Origin of the sequence: Mammaliicoccus fleurettii (genome assembly GCF_003970575.1) — a bacterium.
In the GTDB taxonomy this organism is placed as follows: Bacteria; Bacillota; Bacilli; order Staphylococcales; family Staphylococcaceae; genus Mammaliicoccus; species Mammaliicoccus fleurettii.
Window position 1 is genome coordinate 1 of the sequence record NZ_RXWZ01000076.1, and the last position, 11,611, is coordinate 11,611.

General features: G+C 31.0%; 10 protein-coding genes. All 10 read left to right on the plus strand.

Annotated features, from left to right (window positions below; genetic code table 11):
- Positions 1–1,394, plus strand: a 1,394-nt coding sequence (locus tag CD129_RS06435) for a S41 family peptidase (RefSeq protein ID WP_126577737.1), incomplete at its 5' end; no start/stop codon positions are given.
- A gap of 16 nt (positions 1,395–1,410) precedes the next feature.
- On the plus strand, positions 1,411–1,926 hold the full coding sequence (locus CD129_RS06440; protein ID WP_115337457.1) for a GNAT family N-acetyltransferase: 516 nt from the start codon (positions 1,411–1,413) through the stop codon (positions 1,924–1,926).
- Positions 1,927–1,929: 3 nt separating this feature from the next.
- Positions 1,930–2,997, plus strand: a complete 1,068-nt coding sequence (locus tag CD129_RS06445; RefSeq protein WP_115337458.1) for an undecaprenyldiphospho-muramoylpentapeptide beta-N-acetylglucosaminyltransferase — start codon at positions 1,930–1,932, stop codon at positions 2,995–2,997.
- Between the two features lie 12 nt (positions 2,998–3,009).
- The gene (locus CD129_RS06450) at positions 3,010–3,618 is read left to right on the plus strand and encodes a phosphatase PAP2 family protein (RefSeq protein WP_115337459.1); all 609 of its coding nucleotides are present in this window, start codon (positions 3,010–3,012) and stop codon (positions 3,616–3,618) included.
- A gap of 401 nt (positions 3,619–4,019) precedes the next feature.
- Positions 4,020–4,694 carry a response regulator transcription factor gene (locus CD129_RS06455; protein ID WP_115337460.1) on the plus strand — a complete coding sequence of 225 codons (675 nt, stop codon included), beginning with the start codon at positions 4,020–4,022 and terminating at the stop codon, positions 4,692–4,694.
- On the plus strand, positions 4,691–6,067 hold the full coding sequence (locus CD129_RS06460) for a HAMP domain-containing sensor histidine kinase (protein ID WP_078358153.1): 1,377 nt from the start codon (positions 4,691–4,693) through the stop codon (positions 6,065–6,067). Before CD129_RS06455 ends, CD129_RS06460 begins: the two co-directional genes overlap by 4 nt.
- Before the next feature lie 92 nt (positions 6,068–6,159).
- Positions 6,160–8,946: a 2-oxoglutarate dehydrogenase E1 component gene (locus CD129_RS06465; RefSeq protein WP_115337461.1), complete on the plus strand. Its 2,787-nt coding sequence runs from the start codon at positions 6,160–6,162 to the stop codon at positions 8,944–8,946.
- 13 nt (positions 8,947–8,959) lie between these two features.
- Positions 8,960–10,219 carry a 2-oxoglutarate dehydrogenase complex dihydrolipoyllysine-residue succinyltransferase gene (gene odhB / locus CD129_RS06470; RefSeq protein ID WP_115337462.1) on the plus strand — a complete coding sequence of 420 codons (1,260 nt, stop codon included), beginning with the start codon at positions 8,960–8,962 and terminating at the stop codon, positions 10,217–10,219.
- Between the two features lie 388 nt (positions 10,220–10,607).
- Positions 10,608–11,423: a VOC family protein gene (locus CD129_RS06475; RefSeq protein ID WP_115337463.1), complete on the plus strand. Its 816-nt coding sequence runs from the start codon at positions 10,608–10,610 to the stop codon at positions 11,421–11,423.
- Between the two features lie 15 nt (positions 11,424–11,438).
- On the plus strand, positions 11,439–11,611 hold a 173-nt coding region (locus CD129_RS06480), incomplete at its 3' end, for a DUF6501 family protein (protein ID WP_126577738.1).

Here is an 11,611-nt window from a genome sequence, read left to right on the forward strand (position 1 = left end):
TTACAATGCCACTATATAAATTACTAATTATATTATTTGTTACTGTATTATTAACATCTGTAGTGACATTCGCCTCTTATAAATTCGGATTAAATTTTGGTAATGACAAGCAAAAAAGTCTTAATAAAATTGAAGAAGCATATGAACAAATCGATGAAGACTATTATAAAGACGTTGATGATGATAAATTAACACAAGGTGCCATCGACGGTATGATTAAATCGCTTGATGATCCTTATAGTGAATACATATCTGCTAAAGAAACAACATCTTACAACGAAGAAATCTCAGGTGATTTTGTTGGTATAGGAGCAGAAATGGAAGTACATGAAGGTTTTGTAAGAATTACAAGTCCAATGAAGGATTCACCTGCAGAAAAAGCAGGTATACAACCACTAGATATCGTTACAAAAGTTGACCACAAATCTATCAAAAATAAATCATTAAATGAAATTGTTGAAAAAGTACGTGGTAAAAAAGGCTCAACTGTTACATTAACTATTAAAAGAGAAGGAAAAGAACCTTTTGATGTAGATATTAAACGAGATAAAATTCATGTTACTAGTGTTGACTATACTAAAAAGAAAGATACTGGCGTAATTGCCATTTCTAAGTTCCAAAATAAAACAACTAAAGAATTAAAATCAGCCCTAAAACAAGCTAAAAAAGATAACGTAAAACACGTTGTACTAGATTTAAGAAATAATCCAGGCGGGTTATTAGATGAAGTTGTTACAAGTGTTAATTTATTTGTAGATAAAGGTAAACCAGTTATTTATTTAGAAACTAAAGGTGACAAACCTCAAGCAGTAGAAACTGAAAATAAAAAATTGTCAGGAATTGACGATATGGATTACTCTGTATTAGTTAATAAAGGATCCGCAAGCGCTGCAGAAATATTCGCAGGAGCTTTACAAGATTACAAAATTGCAGACGTCCTAGGCACTACAACTTTTGGTAAAGGGATTGGACAAGTCCATAAGGAATTTAATGATTCAAGTATACTTAAATATACGAACATGAGATGGTTAACACCTAATAAATCATATATCCATAAAAAAGGGATTAAACCTGATAAAAAAATCTCTGCACCAAAATATGAAGAGATAGAAATCATCGATCCAAGTAAAACTTATCAAAAAAATGATAATTCAAAAGAGATTAAATCAATTAAGATTGGTTTGGAAGCATTAGGGTATAATATTAGCAATGAAAATGGAAAATTCGATAATGAACTAGAAAGTAATGTAAAAGCATTCCAAAATGATCATAAATTAGAATCAAATGGTATCTTTACAGACGACACTACTAAGAAATTCATAGAATTATTACGTAAAAAAATACGTAGTGAAGATAAACAATTAGATGAAGCTATTAAATACATTCATAAGTAGATGGAGGTAAGTAAAAATGAGAACAGCAACACGAGCAGATATACTTCACATAAATAAACTTACAGAGATGGCTAAATCTATTATGTCAGCTGATCAAAATCCACAATGGGATCATCGATATCCTATAGAAAAAGATTTCTATGACGATATTGATAAAGGGCATCTTTATTTACATGAAGTGAATGATGAAATAGTAGGTTACATTTGCATTAATCAAGTACAAGCAGAATGGTATCAACAATTTGATTGGCCAGTAAGTACTGAAAATGCACTTGTTATACACAGAATGGCAACGAATCCTGAGTATAAAGGAATTGCACAAATAATGATGCAATTCGCTCTTGATTATGCTTCACAAAATGAGCTATCAATCGTGTTAACAGACACTTTTTCGCTAAATAAAAGAGCACAAAAATTGTTTAATAAATTTGATTTTATAAAAATGGGTGAATATGAAACAGATGAATTTCCATTTGATAAAAATGCACCATTTTATGCTTATTATAAATTGATAGAAAATGAGGAGAAATAAATAATGAAGAAAATAGCTTTTACCGGTGGCGGTACGATTGGACATGTAGCTGTAAACTTAGCACTTATACCTGAAGCAAAAAAACGTAACATTGAAACGATTTATATAGGTTCCAAAAATGGTATAGAAAGAGAAATGATTACGAATTCTGCAAAAGACACTAAATATATTGCTATATCAAGCGGTAAACTTCGAAGATATTTATCTTTTGAAAATTTAAAAGATATTTTTAAAGTTATGAAAGGTGTATTAGATGCTCGAAAGGTTTTAAAGAAAGAAAAACCTGATCTTGTTTTTTCAAAAGGTGGTTTCGTAAGTGTACCGGTCATTATGGCTGCAAAATCATTGAAAATACCAACAATTATTCATGAATCTGATGTTACACCAGGCTTAGCTAATAAAATTGCTATGAAATTTGCAACAAGAATGTATACAACATTTGAAGAAACATTAAAATATGTCCCTACTGATAAATCTGATTATATCGGTGCCATTATTAGAGAAGATTTAAGAGATGGCTCTACAGAAGAAGGCTATAAATTAACAGGATTTGATTCGAAACTTCCCGTTCTCTTAATTATGGGTGGTAGTTTAGGTTCAAAAGCACTTAATAAAGCAATTAGAGAAAATCTTGAATATTTAACTAAAAAATATCAAATTATACATTTAACAGGTAAAGGTCATCTTGATGAAACAATCAAAAATGAAAATTATGTTCAATATGAATTTGTTTCCAATGAACTGATGCACTTTTATGCTATTACAGATACTGTTATTAGTAGAGCAGGAGCAAATGCAATTTATGAATTCGCAACTTTAAAATTACCAATGTTATTAATACCCCTTGGATTAGATCAATCTCGAGGTGACCAAATTGATAATGCTAAGATTTTCGAGAAAAAAGGCTATGCTAAAGTATTACAAGAAAAAGATGTTAATCAATCAAATTTAGTAAGGCAATTAGACAAATTAGAAAATGAAAGAGATGACATTATTGACAAAATGTCTCATTTCAAAGAAAGTTATACTAAAGAAACATTATTTAATAAAATAGAAGAAGACTTAAAGTAAGGGGGATATCGAATGAGCCAAGCTAATCGTACATTATTAATACTTATTTTCAGTTTGATTTTTGGTGTTATAGCTTTCTTTCATGAATCAAGACTAGGTAAGTGGATTGATAATGAAGTTTATAATTTTATATATTCAACAGAAAGTTTTATCACAACTTCTATTATGCTTGGTTTTACAAAATTAGGAGAAGTTTGGGCAATGATAGCTCTATCATTGATAGTAATTTGCTACTTGAAATTAAAAAAATATAACATAGAGACATTATTTTTTGCAATTACAATGATATTATCAGGTACTTTAAATCCACTTCTTAAAAATATATTCGATAGAGAAAGACCAACTTTATTGAGACTTATAGATATTTCTGGATTTAGTTTTCCAAGTGGACATGCCATGGGATCTACCGCCTTTTTTGGATCATTGATTTATGTTCTATATAGAATATCCAACAAAACAATGAAACCATATTTAATCGGATTGTGCCTCGTATGTATAGCAATGATCTCTTCATCTCGTGTATATTTAGGCGTACATTATCCAACTGACATCATTGCAGGTATAATTGGTGGTGTCATTTGTATTCTATTAACTCAAAGCATGTTAAGAGCTAAGTTATAAATTAGGCTTAAAAATTGAACCACATAAGAAAAAAACACCCAAGTGATTTGGACAGAATCACTTGGGTGTTTTACTTTTATGGGCATAAAAGGGGGTTATAGAAAATGTTCAATCCATACTTAGAGGGGGAACTCTTTTAGTTGATTGATAATCATTTTCAATTACTATTATACTCAAATGAGAATGAATGTCAATTAGTTATTTGAAATTTATACTATTTTAAATGATAAAATAGTTCTGCTCATATATAATGAACTTATTAAACATGAAAATGTTACCTTCTAAATAGAGGGGGAACTCTTTTAGTTGATTGATAATCATTTTCAATTACTATTATACTCAATTGAGAATGATTGTCAATTAAATAGAAAAATTTTTATAAATTATTACGAGGTGCAGTTATGAAAAAAATACTCATCATAGAAGATGAACAAAATTTAGCTAGATTTATCGAATTAGAACTTAAGCATGAAGATTATGAAGTAGAAATATGTAATGATGGAGAAAGTGGTCTTAAGCAAGCTTTATCTGAAGATTATAATTGTATTCTTCTTGATCTCATGTTGCCAAAAATGAATGGATTAGAAGTATGCAGACGTGTTCGTCGTGAAAAAGAAACACCTATTATTATGATTACGGCAAAAGGTGACACTTACGATAAAGTTATCGGGCTTGATTATGGAGCGGATGACTATATTGTTAAACCTTTTGATATAGAAGAATTATTAGCAAGAATTCGTGTGATTATTAGAAGAAACGTAACTACAGAAGATGTGAGTCACACAATAACAGTAAATGATTTAACTATTGATAAAAATGCATTTTCAGTTTCAATTCAAGGTGAAAATGTGGATTTAACAAAAACTGAATACGAATTATTATTATTACTTGCTCAAAATCAAAATTTCGTTCTACAGAGAGAACAAATATTAAATCACGTTTGGGGTTATGAATCTGAAGTTGAAACGAATGTCGTGGATGTGTATATTCGTTATTTACGAAATAAACTTAAACCGTACAAAAAAGAGAACATCATCGAAACGGTTAGAGGAGTGGGATATGTGATTAGATCATGAAACAGCAATCATTAAAAACAAAATGGATGATGCTCACCACGACAATAACCTTTATAATATTCGCTTTATTTAGTATGTTCATTATTTATTTCATAAGCTTATATTTAAAAGATCAAGAAACTAGTGTAGCTACAAGAAGTGCATATGACACAGTTAATTTATTGAAGACTAAAACATTAGGTCAAATAACTTCAAATGATATAAACGCTACAATTACTGATAATCAAAAAATAGTACTTTATGATAAATTTGGCAAACCTATTTTCGAAGAAACACATAATAACAATTTAGACTATACACCGAAATTCGAAAAAGTAAGCCACCATAAACTTTATGAAACGAGCAAAGATAATAGATCTTATATTGTCATTTATACGCCAGTAAACACAAGCTATTTCAGTGGCTATGAAGCTATAATTCATCCACTCGATAATTACAATGCTATTATTAAATTCATGATTATTTTGGCTACAATATTTGGATTTATTGCTTTATTGTTAATTGCGATTATTAGTTATATATTCTCGACACAAATCACTAAACCAATCACGATTTTATCCGATAAAATGAAGCAAATACGTCGTGATGGCTTCCAAGAAAAACTAGAAGTTCCAACTAACTACGAAGAAACTGATGATATGATTCATACTTTTAACAATATGATGGAACAACTTGAAGTTTCTTTTAATCAGCAAAAGCAATTTGTTGAAGATGCATCTCATGAATTGAGAACACCACTTCAAATTATTCAAGGACATTTAAATCTTATTCAAAGATGGGGTAAGAATAATCCTGAAGTATTAGAAGAGTCTTTAGATATTTCGATTGAAGAAATGACGCGTATTACAAAACTAGTAGAAGAATTACTTTTATTATCAAAAGATGCCCGTTCTAGTACGGGTGATGAAATAGATATTGTAGATATAAATTATGAAATTCGCTCAAGAATTAAATCATTAAAAACATTACATCCAGACTATACATTTAACTTTGAGTCAAATTTCAAAGCAATTAGGATGAATATTAATCGATTTCATTTTGAACAGATGTTATTGATATTTATAGATAACGCTATGAAATATGACACAAAAAATAAAAACATCGAGATTAACACAAATCTTAAAAATAGAAATATCACAATTGATATAATTGACCACGGAATGGGTATACCTAAAAAGGACCTAGATTTTATATTTGATCGGTTTTATCGAGTTGATAAATCACGTTCACGAAAAGAAGGTGGGAATGGCTTAGGACTATCAATTGCTAAGAAATTAGTCAATTTTTATGATGGTACTGTGAAAGTAGATAGTGTCGTAAATGAATACACTAAAATCTCAGTTGTATTTAAAGAATCTTTTATAAATAAATAAGTGTGTTTAATGTCAAATTAGCCTTTAACTCAATACTGTTAAGTGCTAAAATGGAAATGTAAACGGTTTATAATTTTCTTGGAGGGTGGAACATGAAGAATGATAATCATGTCGAAGCACCTGTAAGATTTGGAACTAACTTAGGGTTAATGTTAGAAATGTATGATAATTACGTTAATGATCCAGAGTCAGTACCAGAAGACTTGCAAGTGTTATTCGATGAATTAACTAGTAACAACACAGGCGCTAGCCTACAATCAAGTACTGGGGTGGACAACTCAAGTGTGAAACGTGTAATGCGTTTAATTGATAATATCAGACAGTATGGACATTTAACTGCCGATATTTATCCAGTATACCGTCCAGAAAGAAAAAACGTACCTAAATTAACACATCAAGACTTTGGACTATCAAAAGAAACGCTTGAAAAACTTCCATCTGTAATCGTATCAGATCATTTTGATGGTGAATTTAATAATGCATATGAAGCAATTGAATATATGACTTCATGTTACCAAGGTCCTATAGCTTTTGAATATACACATATCAATAATAATGAAGAACGTGTATGGCTAAAAAGATATATAGAATCAACTAAAACTATTGAAATTACTAAAGAAGAAAAACTTGAATTATTAAAAAGCTTAGCCGAAGTAGAAGGCTTTGAAAAATATATCCATAAAAATTTCGTAGGTGCAAAACGCTTTTCTATTGAAGGCGTGGACACATTAGTACCTATGTTACAACGTGTTTTAAAACGTACAAATGCTGCAAACATACCAAATATCCAAATTGGTATGGCTCATAGAGGTAGATTAAATGTATTAACACATGTGTTAGAGAAACCATATGAAATGATGATTTCTGAATTTATGCATAAAAATCCTTTAATCTTCTTACCTAAAGATGGTTCATTAGAAATTACTGCTGGTTGGACTGGGGATGTTAAGTATCACCTTGGTGGTACTAAAACAACAAGCAAGTATGGAATAGAACAATCTATTACGTTAGCAAACAACCCAAGTCATCTTGAAATCGTTTCTCCAGTTGTACTTGGTAAAGCTAGAGCAAACCAAGATACTACAATCGATGCTGGTAGACCTAGTCAAGATGTAAATAAATCACTAGCTGTATTAATACATGGTGATGCTGCTTTCCCTGGTCAAGGTATTAATTTCGAATCAATGAACTTAAGTAATTTAGATGGATATACAACAGGTGGTTCATTACACATTATCACTAATAATAGAATTGGTTTTACGACTGAAGCAACTGATGGTCGTTCAACTACTTATTCTACTGATGTGGCTAAAGGTTATGATTTACCGATTATCCATGTAAATGCTGATGATGTTGAAGCAACTGTTAAAGCTATTGAAATGGCTATGGACTTCAGAGAAAAATTCAACAAAGATTTTGTAATCGACTTAGTTGGATACAGAAGATATGGCCATAATGAAATGGATGAACCATCCATCACGAATCCAATGATGTATAAAGCAATTAAAGAACATCCTTCTATTGAGTTGTTATATGGAAGAAAACTTGTCGAAGATGGTATCATTTCTGAAGATGAAATGAATCAAATATTTGATGATGTTTCTAAGAGACTAAGAACTGCACACGATAAAATAGATAAAGATGCACAAATTGATAATCCGGAAATGACTTTACCTGACAAAATTAGTGAAGGTCAAGACTATAAGCTTCAAAATGCTACTTTTGAAGAATTAAAAGCTATCAATGAAGCTATGTTTGATTATCCAGAAGATTTCACAGTGTTCAAAAAATTAAATAAAGTATTAGATAGACGCCGTGAACCTTTCGAAAAAGATGGCTTAGTAGATTGGGCACATGCTGAACAATTAGCGTTTGCAACAATTTTACAAAATGGAACACCAATTCGTTTAACGGGTCAAGACTCTGAACGTGGTACATTTGCTCAAAGACATGCAGTGTTACATGATGAAAATGACGGAAAATTATTTATACCACTTCATCACGTGCCAAACGGTCAAGCATCATTTGATATCCATAACTCTCCATTATCAGAAGCAGCAGTCGTAGGTTTCGAATATGGTTATAACGTAGATCATCCACAATCATTTAATATTTGGGAAGCTCAATACGGAGACTTTGCAAATATGGCACAAATGATTTTCGATAACTTTATGGCTAATAGTAATGCTAAGTGGGGTGAGAAGAGTGGTTTAGCGCTATTCTTGCCACATAGTAATGAAGGACAAGGACCTGAGCACTCATCAGCAAGATTAGAAAGATTCTTACAACTAGCTGGTGAGAACAACATGACAATTGCTAACTTAACGAGTGCTTCAAACTATTATCATTTATTAAGAAGACACGCTAAATATTTAAATACTGACAAAATGAGACCATTAGTTTTAATGTCACCTAAGAGCTTGTTACGTAATAAAATTGTTTCAAGACCAATTGAAGAATTTACTAAAGGACAATTTGAGCCTATTTTAGTAGAACCTTTCAAAAAAACTAAAGTTAAAAAAGTTATAATCTCATCAGGTAAAATGTTTATTGACTTAAAAACAGAATTGCAAAAAAATCCTAACGATGAACTTTGTTTAATTGCTTTAGAACAAATTTATCCTTTCCCGAAAGAAGAGATAACAAATGTTCTATCAGAATTTAGAAATCTAGAAACTGTTAGATGGGTTCAAGAAGAAGCGAAGAACCAAGGCGCTTGGTCATTTGTAAGCTTAAAACTACAAAGTATTCTAGAAAATCGTAAAGTAGAACTTGAATATCATGGACGTAAAGTTCGTTCTTCAACTGCAGAAGGCGATGGCGAAATTTATAAAATTCTACAAAGCAAAGTAATCGAAGAAGCTTTAAAACATAATTAGGGGGAAAAGAATAATGTCAGAGGTAAAAGTACCAGAATTAGCAGAATCAATTACAGAAGGAACAATTGCAGAGTGGCTTAAATCAGTTGGTGACCAAGTTGAAAAAGGTGAAAACATTGTTGAACTTGAAACTGACAAAGTAAACGTAGAAGTCATTTCAGAAGTTGCAGGAGTACTTTCTGAAATAAAAGCTGAAGAAGGCGAAACTGTTGAAGTTGGATCTGTAATTGCAGTCGTTTCAGATGGAGAAGCACAACCTGCATCTAATGATTCTAAAGAAACTGAAAAACAGGAAGAATCACCTAAAGAAGATGCTACTAAAACAGTAGCACCATCTAACAAACAAGAAGTTAAAGAAGAAGAAACTGCTTCATCAAATGATAGAGTTCAAGCAACTCCTTCAGCACGTAAATTAGCACGTGAAAAAGGTATTGATTTAAGTAAAGTTAAAACACAAGCTGGAGATGTAATTAGACCAGAAGATGTTGAAAACGCATCAAAACCTGCTCAACCTAAACAAGCTGAAAAAAGTCAACCTGCACAAGCTAAATCAAATGACAATCCTTCTAAACCAGTTGTCCGTGAAAAATTATCACGTAGACGTCAAACAATTGCTAAAAAGTTATTAGAAGTATCTAATAATACAGCTATGTTAACAACATTTAATGAAGTAGATATGACTAACGTTATGGAATTACGTAAACGTAAAAAAGAAAAATTCCAAGAAGATCATAATGGTACTCGTTTAGGCTTTATGTCATTCTTCACTAAAGCATCAGTAGCTGCATTGAAAAAATATCCAGATGTAAATGCTGAAATTGATGGTACTGATTTAATCTTAAAACAATTCTATGATATTGGTGTTGCTGTTTCTACTGAAGAAGGATTAGTTGTTCCAATCGTAAAAAATTGTGACAAGAAAAACTTCGCAGAAATCGAGCAAGACATTGTAGACTTAGCAGTTAAAGCTAAAGACAAAAAATTAGGATTAGATGATATGATGGGCGGATCATTTACTATTACAAATGGTGGAGTATTTGGTTCATTAATGTCTACACCAATCATCAATGGTACTCAAGCTGCAATTCTTGGCATGCATTCAATCGTAACAAGACCAGTTGCTATCGATAAAGAACGCATGGAAAATAGACCAATGATGTATATCGCTTTAAGTTATGACCATAGAATTATCGATGGTAAACAAGCAGTTGGTTTCCTAAAAACAATCAAAGACTTAATCGAAAATCCAGAAGATTTATTATTAGAAAGTTAATTATAGATAAGGTTGGGGCATAAACCCTAACTCAAAACAAATAAGCATATCACTTAACTGATTTTTAAAGTTTACAGTGATATGCTTATTTTTTATAAAATATTATGATTTTGTACGTGCATTTGCCAGAGGGTATGGTTCGAGCCTGTAGTCTCTCACGCATACTATTCCCTCAGGCGTCCGCACTTACAAAATCGTTATAATTATCAAATAAAAAGTATAAGTACAATTCTAAAGTGTCGTCCGATGTATAAGATTGGTAAGTCATTAATTACTCGGCTCAATCAGAATTTACAAATTGTATCGTAATTATAATTTGATTGATTTGTCATTGTTTCAATATATTTGGTATAATTTACTAGACTTCATAAATGGGAGAGAGATATTCATGAATGGACTTAGAAGTGTGACTTTATCGACTTATAATTTAAACGAAACAGAATCATTCTATAAAAATATTTTAGGGCTTAATACTTTAATTAACAATGAAACAAATATTTTACATGTTGGAGATGCAAATCTTGCACCAGGTACAAGACTTATTTTTAAGCAATACCAAGGTGACCAAGAAAAAATAGATACTCATTTTCATAGTATCGCTTTACGAGTGCCGACTGATTTAGCTTTGTACGAATATAAGCAACAGTTTGATAAACATGAAGTTAATTATGAATCTGTTCAACAACTCAATGGTAAACACTTATTTAAGTTTTATGATAATAATGGACATGCTTTTTATATTATCTCAGACGAACTAAATGCGGGTGTACCACTTGGTACTGCATACGATGATGGTCCTATAAGTCCAATTCATCAAATTCAAGGGATTGGTCCAGTTATGATTAAATCACCTGAAACACAAGCTACTGGCTCACTTTTAAAAAATATTTTTGAGTTGCAATTATTTGCAGAATACAAGACAATAGATGATGAGTCAGCTTTAGTCTTTAAAGTAGGTGCAGGTGGAAATGGTGGGGAACTACATTTAATAGATTATCCAAATGCTATTGAATCTTTAAATCCACCTATTGAAAGAGTTGCAGTCTCTATAGATGATATAGATCATTTTGAAAAAATAGTGAATCACGTTAAAGAAATCGAAATTGAACATCACATCATTCAACATGAAGCAGGTTTAATTTCATTATTTATACGAGATTTAACAGGTATTATTATTACAATTACATTTGATACAGTGAATTAAAGGAGCGTTTAAAATATGTTACATGAAACTTGGAAAGATAATCACGTTATAAAGAGAGTAGAAGTTACACATACTGATGCAGATAAGTTCAAAGTTTCTGATATGTTAACTACAGGAAAAACATACGACGTAGTAAATGAAACAGAAGAGTATTATCAAATTATTGATAATTCTGGTCATGTTGGTGG

Bases quoted from the DNA above. Each gene is read 5' to 3' on its own strand.
- CD129_RS06445 (WP_115337458.1), top strand. From the start codon at position 1,930: ATGAAGAAAATAGCTTTTACCGGTGGCGGTACGATTGGACATGTAGCT.
- CD129_RS06460 (WP_078358153.1), top strand. From the start codon at position 4,691: ATGAAACAGCAATCATTAAAAACAAAATGGATGATGCTCACCACGACA.
- CD129_RS06440 (WP_115337457.1), top strand. From the start codon at position 1,411: ATGAGAACAGCAACACGAGCAGATATACTTCACATAAATAAACTTACA.
- odhB (WP_115337462.1), top strand. From the start codon at position 8,960: ATGTCAGAGGTAAAAGTACCAGAATTAGCAGAATCAATTACAGAAGGA.
- CD129_RS06475 (WP_115337463.1), top strand. From the start codon at position 10,608: ATGAATGGACTTAGAAGTGTGACTTTATCGACTTATAATTTAAACGAA.
- CD129_RS06465 (WP_115337461.1), top strand. From the start codon at position 6,160: ATGAAGAATGATAATCATGTCGAAGCACCTGTAAGATTTGGAACTAAC.
- CD129_RS06450 (WP_115337459.1), top strand. From the start codon at position 3,010: ATGAGCCAAGCTAATCGTACATTATTAATACTTATTTTCAGTTTGATT.
- CD129_RS06455 (WP_115337460.1), top strand. From the start codon at position 4,020: ATGAAAAAAATACTCATCATAGAAGATGAACAAAATTTAGCTAGATTT.